The organism is Nostoc sp. (assembly GCF_035638895.1).
Classification (GTDB): Bacteria; Cyanobacteriota; Cyanobacteriia; order Cyanobacteriales; family Nostocaceae; genus Nostoc.
The window spans coordinates 1-20462 of sequence record NZ_DASQZC010000263.1; the positions used below are offsets into that span (position 1 = coordinate 1).

Below are 20462 nucleotides of genomic sequence, written 5' to 3' on the forward strand. Positions count from 1 at the left end.
TAATTCGTAATTAAAAGGGTACAGCAGCCCACACTAAATTAAAGATTTAGTGATTAACAAGACAATGGAGGGTGTAACCCCCCACTGATTGCAACTACGAATTAAGGTAGCGTAACTTAAAGCCTTCTCTTCTCCCTTGGCGCCAGCCTCTCCCTTTGGGAAAAGGGGAGATTCTACGCCAACATCCAGAGCGAGTTCTTGATTGTCAGGATTAATTACGAATTATTTTGACTTTGGCTTTAAAAAATAGTACAGCGTTCAGTTTTAGTTTTGTTTCAGGTGAGCCGAAATAGGCTCTATGAGTAGCTAGCGTGCATCTGGAAAAAGGGAATTGAGAAAATATTTAGCTTCACAATATAAAAAAGAAACTGTCAGGGCAAAAATGATGTCTTGGCGGAGGTAAGTTGTCTAACACCGCATAAATACATAAAAAATACGCAAAAATTTTAACACGGGTGAACTAACAAAGTAAAACCGAAGTTAAAATTTTTTTTCCCTAAATTTCGGTGCTTGTATATTTTTCCATCGCTGAATTTAGAAAATTTTTCCCATAACGTAGTAGCAAAATTGGTAACTCAATACTTCAGGAACAGGGTATGAATAATAAACCGATGAATCATAACCAACAAATCACAGCAAATATCAACTCAAAAGATACCTATCAGGGGCAAAAGTGGTTAGTAGAGGAACGAGATGCCTGTGGTGTGGGTTTTATTGCTCATCGCCAAAATCATACTAGCCACGAAATTGTCGAAAAAGCCTTAGCTGCTTTAACCTGCTTAGAACACCGGGGAGGTTGTAGCGCCGATCAAGACTCTGGCGATGGTGCTGGAGTACTGACAGCGATCCCTTGGGAGTTGTTTCAACAAGACTTTGCCGAAAGTGGAAAGGAACTTCCATCCATCAATAATATAGCTGTTGGGATGATCTTTCTACCACAAGGCCAGGAAGCAGCACAAAAAGCTAGAGCGGCAGTTGAGCAGGTAGCTGCTGAAGAAAAATTCACTGTACTTGGTTGGCGAGTTGTGCCAGTGCAACCTGATTTGCTTGGGGTACAAGCAAGAGAAAATCAACCCCAGATTGAACAAATTTTGTTAGCTTCTGTTGACAAAAGCGGCGATGAATTAGAACGACAGTTGTATATTACCCGCCGTCGAATTAGTAAAGTTGCAACCAACATCTCAGAAGAATTTTATATCTGCTCGTTGTCAAGCCGCACAATTGTCTATAAAGGCATGGTGCGTTCTGCCGTATTGGGCAGCTTTTATGACGATTTAAAGAATCCAGCTTACAAAAGCGCCTTTGCTGTCTATCACCGCCGCTTTAGTACCAACACAATGCCCAAGTGGCCACTAGCTCAACCAATGCGGCTTTTGGGTCACAACGGCGAAATCAATACTTTGTTGGGTAACATCAACTGGATGATGGCACGAGAAGCTAGCCTGAATCATCCTATATGGAGCGTTGGCGCAGCCTCTCCGCAGGAGACTCGCATCAAGGAACTCAAGCCATTAGTTCATATTGATAACAGCGACTCAGCTACCCTAGACAATGTGCTGGAATTGCTGGTTTGCTCTGGACGCAGCCCTTTGGAAGCTTTAATGATTATGGTTCCAGAGGCTTACCAAAATCAGCCTTCTTTAGCTGATTATCCCGAAATTGTTGATTTCTACGAATATTACAGTGGTCTGCAAGAAGCGTGGGACGGGCCAGCACTTTTAGTATTTAGCGATGGCAAAAAAGTTGGTGCAACTCTAGATCGTAATGGCTTAAGACCGGCTCGCTACCTGATCACCAAAGACGACTACATTGTAGTAGCTTCCGAAGCTGGTGTAGTGGACTTTCCAGAAGCCGATATTGTCGAGAAAGGTAGACTCGGCCCAGGACAAATGATTGCCGTGGATTTAGTAAATCATGAAGTCCTAAAGAATTGGGAGATTAAGCAGCGCATTGCCAAGCAGCACCCTTATGGAGAATGGCTGCAACAGTATCGTCAAGAACTCAAACAAATTGTTAGTAGTCAGTCGGCACATCTAAATGGAAATGGACATCTGGCTGCTGAGAATGGTAATGGGCATAGTAGAACTAACAAAATTGACAAGCAAACATTGCTTCAGTTGCAAACTGCCTTTGGCTACACCACAGAAGATGTAGAAATGGTGATTCATCCAATGGCGATCGGAGGTTCAGAGCCGACTTTCTGCATGGGTGATGATATTCCTTTAGCAGTGCTGTCAACAAAACCCCACCTGCTTTATGACTATTTCAAACAGCGTTTTGCTCAGGTGACAAATCCAGCGATTGATCCCCTGCGGGAAAAGCTAGTGATGTCTTTGAAAGTAGAACTGGGTGAACGGGGTAACTTATTAGAACCCAAGCCAGAATATGCTCGGAGATTGAAGCTGGAATCACCAGTGTTAACTGATGGTGAGTTAGAGGCAATTAAGCTGTCAGGATTTGCCACTGCTGAGTTGTCAACCCGATTTGCGATCGCTACCGGCCCTGAAGGATTAAAGGCCGCAGTCCAATCTTTACAAGCACAAGCAGCCCAATCAGTCCGCGCAGGTGCAAAAATTTTAATCTTAAGCGATAAGGCAAATGACGGTATCAGCCCAGAAGATACATACATTCCTCCCCTATTAGCAGTGGGTGCTGTACATCATCACCTAATTCGAGAAGGGCTGCGAATGAAAACATCCCTAATTGTCAATACTGCCCAATGCTGGAGTACTCATCACTTCGCTTGTCTCATCGGCTACGGCGCTGGTGCAGTTTGTCCGTATATGGCTTTGGATACGGTGCGTGATTGGTGGTCTGATCCCAAAACTCAAAAGTTAATGGGTGTAGAAAAAATTCCCACCCTCACCCTAGAACAAGCTTTAGGAAACTATCGCAAAGCAGTAGAGTCAGGTTTGCTAAAAATTCTCTCCAAGATGGGAATTTCTCTGCTCTCCAGCTATCAAGCAGCCCAAATCTTTGAAGCTATTGGTATTGGTGGAGATTTAATCGAACTGGGATTCCGGGGTACGACTTCCCGGATCGGTGGTTTGAGTGTTAGCGAACTAGCTGATGAAGTGCTTTCCTTCCACTGCAAAGCTTTCCCAGAAGTGACGACCAATAAGTTACAAAACCTGGGCTTTGTGCAGTACCGTCCTGGCGGCGAGTACCACATGAATAGCCCAGAAATGGTTAAGGCGCTGCATAAGGCTTTAGATGGCAAAAACTACGACCACTACGAAGTTTACAAGAAGCATCTTCAAGGTAGGCCAGTAACAGCCTTGCGTGACTTGCTAGACTTCCAAGGCGATCGCACCCCAATTTCTCTAGAAGAAGTAGAGTCAGTAACTGAAATTGTCAAACGTTTCTGCACCGGTGGCATGTCTTTAGGTGCTTTGTCAAGAGAAGCCCATGAAACTTTAGCGATCGCCATGAACCGCATTGGCGGTAAATCTAACTCTGGAGAAGGCGGCGAAGACCCAGTGCGCTATACAGTTTTAGATGATGTAGACGAGTCTGGTCACTCGCCAACCCTACCTCATTTAAAAGGATTGCGGAATGGTGATCAAGCTTATAGTGCCATCAAGCAAGTTGCATCGGGACGCTTTGGTGTCACGCCAGCGTACCTAGTCAACGCCAAACAAATTGAAATCAAAATTGCCCAAGGTGCTAAACCTGGGGAAGGTGGACAGCTACCAGGCCCCAAAGTGAGCCAATACATTGCGATGTTAAGGCGCTCGAAGCCAGGTGTGACGCTGATTTCACCACCACCGCACCACGATATCTATTCCATTGAAGACCTAGCACAACTAATTTTTGATCTGCACCAAATTAATCCCAAAGCCAAGGTGTCGGTAAAGTTAGTTGCAGAAGTTGGCATTGGCACGATCGCTGCTGGTGTAGCCAAAGCAAACGCTGATATTATCCAGATTTCTGGACATGATGGTGGTACAGGTGCATCGCCACTCAGTTCCATTAAACATGCTGGTTCACCGTGGGAACTGGGTTTAAGTGAAGTGCATCGCGTCTTGATGGAAAATAGCCTGCGCGATCGCGTGATTTTACGTGTGGATGGCGGACTAAAAAGTGGCTGGGATGTGGTAATAGGTGCATTGATGGGCGCTGAAGAATTCGGTTTCGGCTCCATCGCCATGATTGCTGAAGGTTGTATCATGGCGCGAGTTTGCCACATGAATACCTGCCCTGTGGGTGTTGCTACTCAAAAAGAAGAACTCCGCAAGCGGTTTACGGGAATCCCGGAACAGGTTGTTAACTTCTTCTACTTCATCGCCGAAGAAGTGCGTAGTTTGTTAGCACGACTTGGCTACCGTTCTTTGTCAGAAATCATTGGACGTGCAGATTTGTTGAAACTGCGCCCAGAAGCAAAACTCACCAAAACGCAGTCATTGAACCTGGACTGTTTACTGAAGCTACCAGATACCAGAGACAATCGTAGTTGGTTAGTGCATGAAGAAGTCCACAGCAACGGCGTGGTTTTGGATGACAAGATGCTTGCCGATCCCGACATTCAGACTGCCATTCGGGATCAGTCCACTGTTACCAAGACTTACCCTATTGTCAATACTGACAGAACAGTAGGCACAAGATTAGCGGGAGCGATCGCTTCTCAATACGGTGATAGCGACTTTGAAGGACAAATTAATCTCAACTTTACAGGTAGTGTTGGGCAAAGCTTTGGTGCGTTCAACCTCCCCGGCATAATTCTGAACCTGGAAGGAGAGGCAAACGACTACGTAGGTAAAGGGATGCATGGTGGTGAAATCATCATCAAACCTCCAACGGATGCTACCTATAACGCATCACAAAACGTGATAGTTGGCAATACGTGCCTCTATGGTGCTACTGGTGGCATGTTATTTGCCAACGGTTTAGCAGGAGAGCGCTTTGCTGTGAGAAACTCCAAAGCCATAGCAGTGATTGAAGGCGCTGGGGATCACTGCTGTGAATACATGACTGGTGGTGTGATTGTTGTCCTCGGCAAAGTAGGACGTAACGTAGCAGCTGGAATGACTGGTGGACTGGCGTACTTCTTAGATGAAAAGGACTCGTTTCGTGAGTTAGTCAACCCGGAAATTGTCAAAATCCAACGGGTGATTACAGAAGCAGGTGCAAAACAACTGCAAGAGTTAATCAAAACTCATGCGGAACGCACTGGTTCACCAAAAGCGAAGAAAATTCTGCAAAACTGGCAAGAATTTTTGCCGAAATTCTGGCAGTTAGTTCCGCCTTCTGAAGCTGATAGTCCAGAAGCCAATCCTGAACAAAAAACAACTGAGTTTAGTTTAGTAAGCAGTCATTAAGAGACTTACAACAAATAAATTATCCAATCTTGCGGGGCAGGCTTTTCGGCCTGCCTTTTGATAAAACAAGGTTTTCAGCGCCAAAAAACTTTCGTAGTATTCATGTAATAAGGCTAAACCCGGTTTCCTGTGACAATGGTTCTTATACTTTGAATAAGCAAAATACCCCAAGGGAAATACCTTTGATACCAATTTAATGTGAAGTTGCACATATCTTGATCCCCCTAAATCCCCCTTAAAAAGGGAGACTTTGATGGATGTTTTTCCGGTTCCCCCCTTATTAAGGGGAGCCAGCACGGTCTTGGGGTTTCCCCAAGTGGAGCGACTGGCGTGGGCTAGGGGGGATCGAATTCTATGCAGCTTTATAAAAAATTGGTATGAGGTATAAGCATAATTGTTTAAAAATAAAGTTTATATTCTTAGATAATCATTCACTCCCCGGCAAAATCTATGAAAACCTTGATTTCTCGTTAAAAGGTGGAGAGGAGTATGAACGGTTACATTTTTTCAGAAAACAGGCATTTTAATCAAAAAAAATAATTTTAGTGTTTAGCCAATTACTATTAACTAATTACCTATAATTAATAATTATTACTTTTTCTTAGCAATCAACTTTTGGTCTGCATCTTCCATTTCTAAAAGCTCTGGAATAGTAACAAAACGATAGCCTTGCTTTCTCAAGTTGCTAATAATTTCTGGTAAAGCTTGCACAGTTCTGGAACGGTTACCGCCACCATCATGCATTAAGACAATACCACCAGGTTTTGAATCTCTAATCACGTTATTTATTAACTTTGGTACAGTTGGCAACTTGTAATCTATGGAGTCAGCTGACCACATCACCACAACATATTTTCGGCCTTTCGCATAAGCTGCTAAACCATTGTGCAGCATGCCACCAGGCGGTCGGAAGATATTTGTTTTAGCACCTGTAACTTGATAAATGAGGTCTGTTGTGCGATCTATTTCAAAAGCAGCAGCTTGTGGATTCATGAAGTGATACCAGTGATGCCAAGTATGGTTGGCAATGACGTGACCTTGAGTTACAATTTGCTTTCCTAATTCTGGATAATTTTTTAGGTTCTGCCCAACAACAAAAAACGTCCCTTTGATATTATTTGATTTCAGAATATCTAGCACTTGCTCTGTGGTCTGTGGCCAAGGGCCATCATCAAAGGTGAGAGCAATTACTTTCTCCCCTTTAGTAAGTTTTGCAGCGTTAATTACTGCCCCTTGAAAACGTGATGGTAGAGAGTAGGCTAGTCCCTTTACTTGTGCTCCTTGCTGCCAACTTGTAAGCATTGCCACTTTTAATTTTTCAATGCGCTGCTGAGTTCCAGCGTTTGCAGCTATATTCTTGACATTTATACTCTGTCTATTCTGAGCCTCCGAAGGATTTGGCCTTAGAAGCATCATGAAAGCAAGGCTAAAAACACCACATAAGGCAAGCAGTGCAATTAATATTCCTTCTGGCCACAGAACCGACTTATTGTTTTCCACCTCATAGCTCCTTCAAATATCGAACCATCAACCACGTTATGACGGTACGTCATAGCACATTTTTTTAGATATCTTAGATATCATCTGTTTTCTGGTAATCCTGAAAATTAAAATTGGGAATAACGACAATTCAAAATCGATAAGACAGGCTATACAGCTTTAACTGAAATCTAGATGCTCTAGATTTGGGCGATCGCTTATACAATATTTGATACTGTTTAATGTCAATCCATTTATAAAAGGCGAGGTCTGAACTTCCACATTCTGACCGCTAGCTCTAAGAAGGAGCGCAATCGAATAATTAATGACACCCCAAAATCCTCTTTATTGTTAAGGCAGCATTATCCTTTTAAGTTTTATAACTTTGCAAAAAAGATGTAGCTCAACTCTCATGCCTACAATTTGCATTTTTTGTGAGCTGAAATTTTTATAGCAAGACTTTCTGACAGGAAAGCTGTATAACTTGTAGCTGAGTAAATTATTTAATTAACATACAAAACTACTTACAAGGAGCAGGGTATCTGTCAGAAAAGAGTCTAATAAACTATCAGTTCTATTCTTGATAAGATATATCTTACTGCCTGCTGCCATTCCTTCCTTTTTAAGAAAAAGTTAAATTTTTAACTTAGAGAATGTTGCATTGAACTTTCTATAAGATAGACAGACGAAAATTGATTAAGTATAGTTTCTCATTGCCAAGGGGTATTTATTCGTTAATCTAGATACTTTTAAGTCATTCAGCAAAAATGATTTTATCAGCAGCTTAACTCTGTTTTTGATGCTGATACTTAAGCCTAAATTACTAGTAGCTTTTTGTCTGTTAATCTTCTTCTTGATAGTAAGGGAGATATATATTATTAATAGTACAATTTAGTATATAGTGTCACAGTAAAATTACGCAATTTATTCACATCTTTATAGCCATACTGTTAAAGTAGTCGTTGAATAGTATATATCTATACTAAAATAATAATTCAGTAGAATCAGTTGATGTAAAATTCAAAATATGCAAGTTTTTTGAAATATACGTAGTCGCGTGATACAAATAAAATGATGCAACCTGAAACCCAATATTCATTGGGGTGTTGCCTCTCATGCTTCGCTGCGCGACGCTGACGCGAACGACCCAAAGTACAAAATTTATTCCTCTAATTTAGCTGTGCTAGGCCACTACATATACTTAAATTTTTTCATGCAATCAAATCGGATTACTATATTTAAGGCATTCGCTAAGGGACTTGCAAATAAAAAAATACTTGATTTGTTGTGGGGTGAGCCAAAAACAAAAGCCCGCCTTGGACTACGGGCGCTCGTGTCGCCCACCCCACAAGATTGGGTAATTTATTTGTTGGAAGTCCCTAAATTGTATTTGCCTTTCAATTAGCAATTTTCTGCTCAAAGAAAAAACCGACTGGCTGTATCACTCTACCAATCGGTAACTGCTTTTTTAGCAGTAGGAAGCAAAATTGAAAATCATCTCATAACTTGCCTTATAATTGCAGCAATTAGAATTAAGATTTTTAATTATCTATCTAAAAACCCTAATCATCAGCTTATTTTGCCTTAAACAGGTCATAGTTGATTTACAGTAGTTTTGCTTGTCTTTGGTAGATGCGATAATTGTATTATTTAAAATTTAGTATGGATTTATGCAGAATCCATCATGTTTCTTAGTATACCTTTTGAGTCAAAATAATCAAGGTATTTGTTCCACTTCTTAAACTGGCTAGAAACTTTTATGATTCCTCACGAAAGTGATGCAAAAGAAGAGCGTGCGTCGTTAAAAGTATGGCGTAGTTGGCAAGAAAATCTGATTTTAATTGCGATCGCATTGTGTTTGGCATTTTTTATCAGGACTTTTATCGCCGAACCCCGCTATATACCTTCTGATTCGATGCTGCCTACCTTACATACAGGCGATCGCTTGGTAGTTGAAAAAATATCCTACCATTTTCACCCTCCCATAACTGGGGATATTATTGTTTTTCAGCCACCCGCAGAACTACAACGTCGAGGATATCCCAAAGACCAAGCCTTCATTAAGCGGGTTATTGGCCAGCCTGGTGAGGTAATTAGTGTTGCTTCTGGCAAAGTCTATCTCAATGGTCAAGCCTTGGCAGAAGACTACATCGCTGAACCCCCAAATCAGCCATATCAACCAGTGAAAGTCCCAGAGGATGAGTTTTTTGTCATGGGAGATAACCGCAACGATAGTAATGACTCTCGTTATTGGGGCTTTTTACCCAGAGAAAATGTCATTGGTCGAGCAGCGTTTCGCTTTTGGCCTCTTGATCGTATTGGGTTCATTTAATCAATTTTGGATTTTAGATTTTAGATTTTTCCTTTGATCGAAAATCCAAGTTGCACTGTAAGGGTATCAAAAGTGTGACTAAAAATCTAAAATTGGCGGAGTTAGGAGTTATTTTAAAACTTCTAACTTAAAACCTTAAATAATACATCAGTTGAGCGATCGCATCACCAGGTAACTCTAAACGCCGTTGGAAATCAGCCAGGTTACGGTAAGGCCCGGCTGATTGCCGATTTTGAATCACTGCTTGCGCTAAGGACAAATCAATAAATGGAATTTGGGCTAACTTTTCAACTGTTGCTGTATTTGGATTGATTAAATGGGCCGGACTTTCTAAAGATTCATGGTCATAGTAAATAAAATTCAGCAGAGGCTTTAATGGTTCCAGGCGCGGCGCTGGTACAGCCAAAGCCGCAGCGATATCTTCAATACAGTAAAATTTAACACCCGAACGCGAAAGTTCTACAAGCGATCGCGCTTGGTGAATTGACAAACCTGGTAAGCGTAACCAATCATCTACAGTCGCTTGATTAGCATCAATGCGGATACCTAATTTAGCCGCTAGCTGAATTTCTTCCCCAGATTGTAGACGATAGTAAGGATCGTTGAGGAGCTTGGCGCGGAGTTTTTGCAGCCTGGGGTTCAAAGGTAGCCAATTATTCATGTTGTCGCTTACCTCAAGAAATCTGGTCTAGCAATTGGCGGCGCTTTTGCTCAAATTCATACTCTGAAATTAGCCCATCCTGGCGCAGAGCATCTAATTCACGCATTGCCTCAGCGATCGCTCCTACCTGATTACTCGCCTTTTGTGAGTTTCTTGTTGCTGACTTACCTAGATTAAAATTTTGATCAAAAACTTCTTCATCTTGGGCTAAATACCAAACTCCCTCAATGGCACTAGCTACCTTGGGGATCGGTGTCCATGAAAGCAACACATATAAAACACCCCACAACGGCTGTCCCAGATAGAATTTATGTAATCCTGAAATTGTCAGCGTGCCGGAAAAAGCTAAAACAGCAGCAACACTTCGACTTTTGCGCTTAGTCAACATATTTTTAATAAATATACCAATACCATAGTTCCGACAATTAGACAGTCAACTACTCTGCCTTACCCTTTAGACCTTTAGATGAGAATTCCCAGACATAATTTAGTATTTGCAGAAATTTGAGTAAGTTTCACATGACTGTGCATTGAGCTTTGATGCTAATTTTAAGTTTTTAACAGCTTAATTACTACTATGTCACAGACCTTCCTACCGCCAAAATGGCTTCAACAGCTTTGTGATCCTTACGCTGTATTAGGAATTTCTGTAATTGCTGACGATCGCCAGATTCTCAAACGCTATCACACTTTAGCGAAGCTGCTGCATCCCGATCGCTATACCAAAAGCTGCAATCCAGACAAAGAATTAGCAACGGCAATATTTAGCCATTTAATCAATCCAGCTTATGAACAACTGAAACATCGAGATAAGCGCTTGATGGCGATCGCTATGCTGCGATCGCTTGCAAAAGGTTCTGAGCAGAAGCCTTTGTCTTCTCAAAGTGCCATAGCTCAGAAAATTATGGAAATGTCTACACCCCAAGCAGAATTATTTTACGAAGAAGCGATCGCCTGCTATGCAGAAGATCAATACAAATCATTAGATCAGTTTTATCAGGTAACGCAACAAATTAGTACACTAAATTTAGTATACTTACGGTTGCATAAACCAGACCTTATATTAAAACAAAAAGCTGTTAGCATCCTCCCTGAGGTAGAAGTTAAGCCAGTTGAATTGACATTATATGAAAGAACTGATGTCAAACCAGTTTTGACAAACTACGCTCAACGTCACTACCAACGAGCAATGGAGTATGTCAGGCTAGCCAAATGGCCTCTAGCCGTGCAAGAATTGCGCGATGCCATCAAATTAGAGCCAAATAACAGCGACTATTATGCCTTATTAGGTTTGGTACATCTCAAACAGAAATGTATCGGGATGGGCAGGGTTTACATCCATCAAGCATTAAAACTGAATCCGCAAAATTCACTAGCTTTGAAATACGCTCCCGAAGTGAAAATTCAATCTGGTAAAAACACCAATCCTAAATCAATGGCTACGGCTATGAGTTTTGCGGCTTTATTAAGTCGGTTTACTCAAAAGAAAGGTTCTCAAGTCAAGTGTTGAAATTTCGGTAACAAACCGTACTAAAACCGAAGCTTCGTTACTAGATTACTCTCCTAGACTAAAATAATAATAGAAGTAAAGCTATTAAGCTGCTGAGTCTGGACACTCAGTTTAATATAAGCAATATGGGATTCTTCGATTCTGAGATAATTCAGCAAGAAGCAAAACAGCTGTTTGAGGATTATCAAGCACTAATCAAGCTTGGTAATAACTACGGCAAATTTGATCGCGATGGCAAAAAGCTATTTATTGAGCAAATGGAAGCCATGATGGATCGGTATCGCATCTTTATGAAGCGCTTCGAGCTATCAGAAGATTTCATGGCACAAATGACAGTAGAACAACTGAAAACACAGTTAGGTCAGTTCGGTGTCACCCCACAGCAAATGTTTGACCAAATGCACCTCACTTTAGAACGGATGAAAGCCGAACTAGAAAAACAAGCCTAGTCAATTTTAGATTTTAGATTTTGGATTAATTGCCAATCCAAAATCCAAGTTGCGCTGGAAGCGCACCAAAGGTGCGACCCAGAATCTAAAATTATTGTGACTTAGGCCGAGGAAACTGGGAAGGTGGCTTAAAGTTTTCTACTGGTACATTCTTAAGCGCCTTCTCCATAAAATCTTTCCAGATGGGAGCAACCATACCGCCACCCGTAGCACGACTAGCTAATTGTTTGTTGTCGTCCCTTCCTACCCAAACAGCAGTGGTTAGTTGTGGCACAGTGCCAACATACCAAATATCCTTTTCTGAGGAAGTTGTACCTGTTTTCCCAGCGCTTGGACGAGCTATGGCAGCACCTTTACCAGTACCATTAGTAACTACCGATCGCATCACATCAATAATTGCTGCCGATGCCCAAGGATCGAGAACTCGCTGTGGTTTAGGGGTGTTATCTAATAACACGTTACCACTACTATCGGTGACACGGGCAATTATAGTGGGTGGAGATTGCCAGCCATAATTAGCAAAGGTTGCATAGGCACTAGCCATTTCCAGGGGAGTAACACCAATTGCACCTAGAGGAAGAGAGCTAACAGGTTCCATCGGACTCATAATGCCCAAGGTGCGGCAGGTTTCTATGACTCTATTCATCCCCACAGCCTTACCAATCTTGATCACAGGAATGTTACGTGACTGGGCTAAAGCTGTGCGGATTGGCATAGCTCCGCTAAAACCCCCATCATAATTTCTGGGAAAGTACCAACCGTCACCATCTCGATAACTGACTGGGGCATCTACCACCGTTGAGTCTGGCCCATACTTACCAGTAGCAAAAGCAGTATAATATACAAACGGTTTAAAGGAAGATCCAGGCTGACGTTGAGATTGAGTTGCACGATTGAATTCACTGGTCTTAGGATCTACACCACCCACTAGTGCTTTGATAAAATGCGTGCGCGGATCAATTGCTACCAAGGCAATTTGATTCTTAGATAATCCCTGCCCAAGGAGTGATTTATGCCACTTACCAACAGTTTCCTCTGCCATGATTTGGAAGTTGGCGTCAACTGTAGTTTGTACCCGCATCCCGCCTTTGAGTAGTGTCTCACGCCCAAACTTTTTAGCCAACTCCTGCGCTACGGTGTTCGTTACATAAGGTAGGGCACTACCTTGAAAGGATTTGATTCTACCAAGTTTGATTTCTTGTTTAAGGGCATTGTCGTACTCTGACTGGTTGATCCAGTTCAAATCCAGCATCCGTTTTAGCACTTCTTTTTGTTGCTGTTTTGCTAGCTTCATACTCGCAAACGGGCTGAATTCTTCTGGTGCTTGGATCAAACCCGCCATCATTGCTGACTCACCCAAGCTTAAATATTCTGCTGACTTATTAAAGTAACTGCGGGCTGCCGTTTGTACACCATAATTGTTATGACCCCAATAAACTTGATTGAGGTACATTTCTAATATTTGGTCTTTAGTGAGAATTTGTTCTAACCGAATTGCTAGCACCCCCTCTGCTAACTTACGGGTAAAGACACGCTTGCGAGATAAAAATAGATTTTTTACCAATTGCATAGTAACAGTAGAGCCGCCCTCTTTGACTCCACCTGCTACAGCGTTAACTACTACAGCACGGCCAACACCAGTAGGGTTGATACCGTGGTGATCGTAGAAGTGGCTATCTTCACTTGCTAATACTGCCCGTTTTAAATTCGGGGAAATTCTATCCAGGGGCACAACTTCCCGGTTGGCTTCCCCGTGGATACTGGTTAAAAGTTTACCCTTAAGGTCATAGATGTAAGTTGTTTCTGAGGGAAAAAAGTTACGTAGCTGTCTTACATCTGGCAAATTGCGGAAACTAATGGCTAAACCAACTAGTCCTCCGGCTACAATGGAACTTGCCAGCATGGTCATTGAGAGGAGAGTACCGCCAGTTACCTGACCGACTCCTTTTAAAAACTCAAAACCTGATGAAGCCCGACGTTGTGGCTGTTTATCTTCAAAAGTCCTAGAAGACGACACGGCGATTTCACTTCCTCATTTGTAAATTTAACTGTAATTGATTGGACGAAGCAAGGCGGTTAATTTTTTGCAATTATAGTAGTTTGGCAGATGAGAAAGTGGATAAATTGCAAGTGTTTATAACCAATTTAACTTCTGGTGTGCAAAACATAGCTAACAGTGGATTTTCTAGTATGACGCAAGATTTAGCTTGGCTGCGTCGTGGTGTGGTAGAAGTTTTCCCACAACCAGTTGATGTTAACAGTGAAAGTTTAGAAAAGCGCTTGTTAACTACAAACCAACCTTTGAGGATCAAATTGGGCATTGATCCTACAGGTACTGATATTCATCTTGGTCATAGCATACCAGTACGGAAACTGCGAGCGTTTCAAGATGCAGGACATATAGCAGTTCTGATTATTGGCGATTTTACAGCACGTATTGGCGATCCGACAGGTAAATCTGAAGTGCGTCGTCAGCTTACAGAAGCAGATGTAGCCCAAAATGCTCAGACTTATCTTGACCAAGTACGTCCTATCTTGGATTTTGACACACCAGGAAGGTTAGAGGTGCGTTATAACTCCGAATGGCACTCTGGGCTAAACTTAGAGAAAATTTTGGAGTTACTCTCGACGATGACGGTGGGGCAGATGTTAGCGAAAGAAGGATTTGCCGATCGCTATAAAAAAGAGAATCCAATTTTTATCCATGAGTTCCTATACCCGTTAATGCAAGGTTTTGATTCCGTTGCCGTTGAGGCAGATGTGGAATTAGGAGGGACTGATCAAAAATTTAACATTGCTGTGGGCAGAGATTTGCAGCGTCATTTTGGTCAAAAGCCACAGTTTGGGATGCTAACGCCGATTTTGATTGGCACGGATGGGGTGCAAAAAATGTCCAAGTCTTTAGGTAATTATATTGGGTTGTCGGAACATCCGGGGCAAAAATATCAGAAGTTACAAGGGGTTCCAGATAATCTGCTGGAACAGTATTTTGAACTGCTGACGGATTTACCCTTGGATAATCTGCCAGAAAATCCCCGCGATCGCCAAACACTTTTAGCATGGGAAGTTGTCAAACAGTACCACGGCGAACAAGCAGCCCAAGAGGCTAAAGAAGCCGCCCAAAGCGGTGGAAAGGAAGGTGCAGTTCCAGAATTCTCTCTAGCTGAGGTATCGCATCCCGCTAAGTTAGCCTATATTCTCAACGTCACTGGCTTATGCAAAAGTACAGGGGAAGGTAAGCGAAAAATTCAAGAAGGTGGAGTGCGCTTAGATGGCGATCGCATTACCGATGTTGATACTACTTTTGCTGAACCCGCCCAGTTACAAGGTAAGGTTTTACAAGTTGGGAAAAATAAGTTTGTGCGTTTAGTGCCTTAAATGGGAAGTGGGGAGTAGGGAATGGGGAATAGGGAACAGGTAGAAGAACGAGTTATTGTGGCATTGGATGTGCCAGATGAAGAAAGTGCGATCGCTCTTATAGATCAACTTCCGCAAGTTCATTTCTGGAAAGTCGGTTTAGAGTTGTTTACCAGCACTGGCCCGAAAATCCTAGAAGAACTCAAGTCTCGGCAAAAGCGCATTTTCTTGGATTTAAAGTTTGATGATATCCCCAATACCGTTGCTGGTGCTTGCCGGAGTGCAGCTAGATACGGGGTGGATTTACTAACAATTCATGCTACTGCTGGTAGAGATGCCTTGAAAGCCGCAACTGAGGCGGCACAAGAAGGGGCTGCAAAAGCAGGCATACAACCACCAAAGTTAATTGCTATTACTTTGTTAACGAGCATTTCTGCTAGGCAGTTGGCATTTGATTTAAAAATACCTCTAGAATTGCCAGAATATGCTCTAGAAATGGCCCTGCTGGCTCAAGAATCTGGTTTGGATGGGGTAGTTTGTTCACCTCTTGAGGTGGCACAGCTACGACAAACTTGTGGAAATGACTTTTTGCTAGTTTGTCCAGGGGTTAGACCAACTTGGGCTGATATTGGCGATCAAAAGCGATCGCTTACTCCAGCACAAGCCATGAAAGCTGGTGCAGATTATCTCGTGATTGGGCGTCCCATTACTACTGCTACTGAGCCGGAGTTAGCCTGGAAGAGGATTTCTGAGGAGTTAACCACGGTGGCATGAAGCTAAAAGTTAGTAAGAAGCCGGGGGATAGGGTGCAGAGTATAGGGGAGAAGAATCTTACCTCTTCGCTCAAAAAGAAAAATTATAGTTGGCTTTTAGCTTGTGGCTTCTGGGTTGTAGTATCAAATAGTTTTGCTTACCCAGCATTCTCGATAAACCTCACCCCTAAACCTTCTGCGCTAGCAGAAAAGGAAAATGTCAACGGTGGCGTGAAGTCTTTGTGTTCTGAGCAAAATTTAGAAACATTAACTATACAGCTACTGCAAGATTTGCCTAGTTATACTAATCGCGCTAGTCAACGCGCCCGCCGCCTCAGCAGAAGCAGTGATGTTTACAGTTATATGCTAATAGCAGGAAGACCTGAGTTTACTCCTCTACCCCTTAACCTTGAAGAATATAGTGCAGGCGTTTCTAAAAGTTCTGCATCAGGAGTTGAGCAAGTTTTCTTTACTACCTTAGAGCGACAGTACATAGGAAAGAAAGCGGTAGAATTGCAGGAATTCCACTGGCTATTGTTGACTAAAACTAAAATTGGTTGGCGTTTAGTGATGATGTTTTCTCAAATTGGTTCTTATTCAGCACAGCAGCCACTATCTCCGCCACGCGATAGTAGTAACGGCACTGTTGCCCAAGGAGTTAAAACTTGGTTACGCGATTGTCAAGCTGGAAGTGTACGTCAAAGAAGAGGAAAAGGGGCAGGGAGCAGGGGGCAGGGGAAAGAATCCCATTTTAAGACTGCTGAAAACTAGGACACATTATTTCTGTCTACGAGACGCTAAAGGCAAACATGCTTTGCATTTTGAAATAAATATTTTTACTTTGAACATCAATAAATTTATTTGGTCTGTAACTATGAAGGCAGGGGAATATCAAAATCTTTCCCTCAGCAAAGCCCTTTTTGCTCCCCTGCCTCTTTGGTCAATAAAACCTAATTCTAAATCTTCGTAAATTAGGAGAATATTAAATAATGTCTAAAATACTCACTCAAATTATTTATGAACAAGATTATCACTTGTGGTTAGAAACTACGTTGAAACAATTGCAGGAGCGAGATTTAGAGCATCTTGATTGGGATCATTTGATTGAGGAGATTGAAAGATTGGGTCATGAACAGAAACACAAGCTCGAAAGTTATCTACTGCAACTTCTCAAACATCTGCTTTTGTATCAACATTGGAGTCTTCCTGAATGTAAAAATCATTGGGAAGTGGAAATTGATAATTTTCGGGTGGAACTTAGGAAATTAACCAAATCTAAAAACCTCTACAACTATCTGCTCACGGTGCTTGAAGAAGTCTATATTGATGCGCTACGACAAGCAAAAAAGAAAAGTGCATTGAATTGTTTTCCACAAACTTGCCCCTATAGCATTGAGCAAATTTTAGATGTGGATTATTTACCACCATTTATTTATTGATAAGGTACATCACCTAGCTAGCTTGTATCAGTGTAATTGTGCCTGTATCTATGGGAGGATATTGAGGAGAAATAGCTGATAAATAGCGAAAAAAAAGCAGACATTATTTAAAAACGAAGGCTGGCTTGAATTTAATCGTTGTGACTCCTGTTTTTTGGCGATAACATGTAAATAAGTTTACTTTAAGCTTCTCAAACCGCGTTTGGCGTCAGTTTTTTATGGAGATTCAGTTAATTAATATCGGTTTTGGTAACATCGTGTCTGCCAATCGAGTAGTTGCCATTGTCAGTCCAGAGTCTGCCCCGATTAAGCGGATTATTACCGATGCACGGGACAGAGGTCAACTGGTTGATGCAACTTACGGTCGGCGGACTAGGGCTGTAATTATCACTGATTCCAGCCACGTAATTCTGTCGGCGATTCAGCCGGAAACGGTAGCGAATCGCTTTGTGATTTCCCGCGAGCATCAAACTGTAGATAATTGATTAGGAGTGGATAACAATCTCACTTTTATTTGCACCACATCAGCAGTACTATGTGAATTAGACAAGTTTTCTGTCACCCTTGCTACAAATTATTTAGTCTCTAGTACAGTCCGGCGGAAATAAACCTACCATTTTATTACAGCTAGAAAGACCAAAATTAAAGCCTTTTGACTTTTGACTTCCCCATTCGCGTAGCGTCTGTCTGCCACACGCTGCGCGAACGCAGAGAAGGGGCTGACTTCCGCCTTGGGGTACTAGTGGGCTTGGCCAGGAACACAAGACTAATGAATAATATCTATTGATTGATTCACAGGTTGAAGGGATGATGCCAGTTTTACCCATCCAGAGTATTGCTACTACCGAAGAAAGCTTACATTTAGGCAGGTTGATTGTCTTAACTGGCCCTAGCGGGGTCGGTAAAGGCACTTTAATGCGATCGCTCCTAAAGCGTCATCCAGTACTGTATTATTCCGTATCCGTGACGACTCGTTCTCCCCGTCCGGGAGAAATCGATGGCAAAGATTATTACTTTATCAGCCGCAGTAAGTTTGAACAATTACTTACTGAAGGTGAATTTTTGGAATGGGCAGAATTCGCTGGGAACTATTATGGCACTCCCCGTGAAGCTGTACTTAACCAAATTCATTTTGGCAAGTTGGTAGTGCTAGAAATCGAGTTAGAAGGAGCAAGACAAATTCGTACTTCCTTCCCCAGTGCTTTCAGCATTTTTATTTTACCGCCTTCTTTTGATGAATTAGAGAAACGGATACGCGATCGCGCCCAAGACTCTGAAGAAGCGATCGCCCGTCGTCTACTCCGCGCCCAAGAAGAAATTCAAGCCGCAGATGAATTTGATATTCAAATCGTTAATGACGATTTTGAAACTGCTTTAAATGACATTGAAACGGTTTTGTTTAAATAAGTTTGGAGAGACGCGATTAATCGCGTCTGTACAGGAATTAGGAATTTAAACTCCTAACTCCTAACTCCTCATTTCTAAATTAACCAAATAAACCTTGAATTACCCCAAGATTGCTAGTCAAAAAGTAAGCAACTACTGCACCACCAATACCACCAATTAAGAAAGAACTGGCGTAGTTGTTCCAGCTTTCGTTAGAGTTAAAAGCATCTACTGGAGGGTTGGGTACAGTAACACTGGCAAGCGCTTTGGGTGGATTGCTATTCGCATAGAGGGATAAGCCCGCCGTAAAAAGAACAATCAAGCCAAAGGTTGCCAATAATCCAGCTAAGTTTGCATTATCTGTATCCCGTAGTGGGCCCAATTTGGCAAAGGGGCCAAATATCCAGTAACCATGAGCCATACCAACTTCTAGCCCGCGTCTCGAAGCAGTTATCCCAGGACGATAAGCTGGCAAGTTATTAATGAACCACTTGCTCAAGGGAGAAGCATTAATCGGGGTTTCTAGGTTGCCCAGTTGCGGATCGCGGAATGCCGGAAAAACAACTTCCCGATTTCTGGGATCGCTGGGGAGATTCTTGGATGCATCTACTGCTTGTGCCATATTTTATGTTCGCCTCTAAATTTAAAATGGTGGCATTTTTATATTAATAATAATTGTCGCTAAAGATGTTTTTTGCGTAATAAGTTTAGAAAAATTAATTTAGCTGCTGTCAAAACTTTGAAACTCGCAAGCTGGTTTCAGTATCGCGAGTTTCAAAGAATCAATTTGTTAGTAATTTTAGTTAGTAATTACTAGTTAATTACCAACTAACGGCTAACAAATTTTTAAATTCTGTCTTCAACTTATGGTAGTGGGTGGAAAAGTAGGTCAGGAAACCAGTAGTTAAATAAAATCAACAAAACGGCTGTCAAAGACAAATTGACAAAAAGCAAAACTGGGCCCAAGGATAGATACTTAACGAAGTATTTCTGCTGCATGAATTATTCTCCCAAATAAATCAAAGGTTGCGGTAAGGGTTAGCGTGGCGAAATCGGAATTTCTGTATCTTTAGCTGTTAATTCGCCAGACAGAAATTCTTTTATAGCTGCTAGGGGCCAAGTAAAGCCTGAGAGCATAATTGGCAGTGCCAAAGGAACTTCAATGATTGCTTCTCTCAATTCCACGTCGCCACCTTGTTTCTTGTTCGCTTGTATGTAGGCACGACCTACCCAGCCAATCCAACCAGCAATATATAGAAACAGAATGCTAGGGATCAAGAAGTCACCAGCATGATCCAAACTACCATCAACAATTAAGTGGGGGTAACCTTCAGGGCCACATAGCGCCTGAGAATAACGCTCAAATCGCTTTATCCCTGATCGGGGGTCAGAGGTGGTATTACGGGCATTAGCAGCTAGCTGTTGAAAAGCGGGATTATCCTTGCACGGTGTCAAATTAGCCCCTAAAGCTTTCGCTGGGGAGGCAAAATTGAACCAAAGACAAATCGCTAAAATCAAAGCAAACAATCGTCGCATAGAGTTGTTTCCTTTTACTACAAAACAAAAAGTTTTATGTACAAAACGAAGCGGCTTGTACAGTTGTTTATTTGCATAACTAGAAAGTCATCATACTCTTGGGTGGGAACCGAGTAAAGTTTAAGTAAATAAAAGTTAAAGCTTCTCAACCAAAATGAGTGATGAGTGGGGAATGGGGAGTGGGGAATGGGGAGTGCTAAGGATAATAATTGATTGTAGTAGGGTAGTTATGGAGTGCTGAGT

Annotated in this window: 17 protein-coding genes; 10 read left to right on the forward strand and 7 right to left on the reverse strand. The window is 42.0% G+C overall.

What is annotated here, in order from left to right; translation table 11 throughout:
* Positions 1-596: 596 nt before the first annotated feature.
* A complete protein-coding gene (locus VE944_RS12680; protein ID WP_324977497.1) occupies positions 597-5318 on the forward strand; it encodes a glutamate synthase-related protein in 4722 nt (1573 codons plus the stop codon).
* Between the two features lie 591 nt (positions 5319-5909).
* Here VE944_RS12680 and VE944_RS12685 read toward each other — a convergent pair.
* Positions 5910-6818, reverse strand: coding sequence for a polysaccharide deacetylase family protein (locus VE944_RS12685; RefSeq protein WP_324977499.1), 909 nt, complete (start codon positions 6816-6818; stop codon positions 5910-5912).
* Positions 6819-8556: 1738 nt separating this feature from the next.
* Between VE944_RS12685 and lepB the strand changes: the two genes are divergently transcribed.
* Positions 8557-9129: a signal peptidase I gene (gene lepB / locus VE944_RS12690; protein WP_324977501.1), complete on the forward strand. Its 573-nt coding sequence runs from the start codon at positions 8557-8559 to the stop codon at positions 9127-9129.
* Between the two features lie 127 nt (positions 9130-9256).
* Here lepB and VE944_RS12695 read toward each other — a convergent pair whose 3' ends face one another.
* Both VE944_RS12695 and VE944_RS12700 read right to left on the reverse strand, forming a co-directional pair.
* Positions 9257-9790, reverse strand: coding sequence for a ComEA family DNA-binding protein (locus VE944_RS12695; RefSeq protein WP_324977502.1), 534 nt, complete (start codon positions 9788-9790; stop codon positions 9257-9259).
* A gap of 13 nt (positions 9791-9803) precedes the next feature.
* Positions 9804-10178: an NINE protein gene (locus VE944_RS12700; RefSeq protein ID WP_324977504.1), complete on the reverse strand. Its 375-nt coding sequence runs from the start codon at positions 10176-10178 to the stop codon at positions 9804-9806.
* 189 nt (positions 10179-10367) lie between these two features.
* Here VE944_RS12700 and VE944_RS12705 point away from each other — a divergent pair, with 189 nt between their 5' ends.
* Both VE944_RS12705 and VE944_RS12710 read left to right on the forward strand, forming a co-directional pair.
* Entirely contained in the window at positions 10368-11300 is a 933-nt protein-coding gene (locus tag VE944_RS12705) for a J domain-containing protein (RefSeq protein WP_324977506.1), read from the forward strand.
* A 125-nt stretch (positions 11301-11425) separates the two neighbouring features.
* Complete coding sequence (locus tag VE944_RS12710) at positions 11426-11749, forward strand: DUF1825 family protein (protein WP_109011164.1); 324 nt, start codon at positions 11426-11428, stop codon at positions 11747-11749.
* A gap of 91 nt (positions 11750-11840) precedes the next feature.
* Here VE944_RS12710 and VE944_RS12715 read toward each other — a convergent pair whose 3' ends face one another.
* Positions 11841-13766, reverse strand: coding sequence for a transglycosylase domain-containing protein (locus VE944_RS12715; RefSeq protein WP_324977512.1), 1926 nt, complete (start codon positions 13764-13766; stop codon positions 11841-11843).
* Positions 13767-13939: 173 nt separating this feature from the next.
* On the opposite strand from VE944_RS12715, the gene tyrS reads away from it, so the two are divergent.
* The 6 genes from tyrS to gmk all read left to right on the forward strand — a co-directional run bounded on the left by tyrS (position 13940) and on the right by gmk (position 18704).
* Positions 13940-15127 (forward strand): tyrosine--tRNA ligase, encoded by a 1188-nt coding sequence (tyrS, locus tag VE944_RS12720; protein ID WP_324977543.1) that lies wholly within the window; start codon positions 13940-13942, stop codon positions 15125-15127.
* Positions 15128-15148: 21 nt separating this feature from the next.
* Positions 15149-15880, forward strand: a complete 732-nt coding sequence (pyrF, locus tag VE944_RS12725) for an orotidine-5'-phosphate decarboxylase (protein WP_324977514.1) — start codon at positions 15149-15151, stop codon at positions 15878-15880.
* Positions 15877-16629, forward strand: a complete 753-nt coding sequence (locus VE944_RS12730; RefSeq protein ID WP_324977516.1) for a hypothetical protein — start codon at positions 15877-15879, stop codon at positions 16627-16629. Before pyrF ends, VE944_RS12730 begins: the two co-directional genes overlap by 4 nt.
* A gap of 218 nt (positions 16630-16847) precedes the next feature.
* Entirely contained in the window at positions 16848-17297 is a 450-nt protein-coding gene (locus tag VE944_RS12735; RefSeq protein WP_324977517.1) for a DUF29 domain-containing protein, read from the forward strand.
* A gap of 218 nt (positions 17298-17515) precedes the next feature.
* Entirely contained in the window at positions 17516-17782 is a 267-nt protein-coding gene (gene remA / locus VE944_RS12740) for an extracellular matrix/biofilm regulator RemA (protein WP_109011161.1), read from the forward strand.
* Between the two features lie 322 nt (positions 17783-18104).
* Positions 18105-18704, forward strand: a complete 600-nt coding sequence (gene gmk / locus VE944_RS12745; RefSeq protein ID WP_324977545.1) for a guanylate kinase — start codon at positions 18105-18107, stop codon at positions 18702-18704.
* 79 nt (positions 18705-18783) lie between these two features.
* Here gmk and VE944_RS12750 read toward each other — a convergent pair whose 3' ends face one another.
* The 3 genes from VE944_RS12750 to VE944_RS12760 form a co-directional block, all read right to left on the reverse strand.
* Positions 18784-19305 (reverse strand): photosystem I reaction center protein subunit XI, encoded by a 522-nt coding sequence (locus VE944_RS12750; RefSeq protein WP_324977520.1) that lies wholly within the window; start codon positions 19303-19305, stop codon positions 18784-18786.
* A gap of 242 nt (positions 19306-19547) precedes the next feature.
* Complete coding sequence (locus tag VE944_RS12755) at positions 19548-19682, reverse strand: Photosystem I reaction center subunit IX (protein WP_109011157.1); 135 nt, start codon at positions 19680-19682, stop codon at positions 19548-19550.
* A gap of 39 nt (positions 19683-19721) precedes the next feature.
* The gene (locus tag VE944_RS12760; RefSeq protein WP_324977523.1) at positions 19722-20219 is read right to left on the reverse strand and encodes a Photosystem I reaction center subunit III; all 498 of its coding nucleotides are present in this window, start codon (positions 20217-20219) and stop codon (positions 19722-19724) included.
* Between the last annotated feature and the right edge of the window lie 243 nt (positions 20220-20462).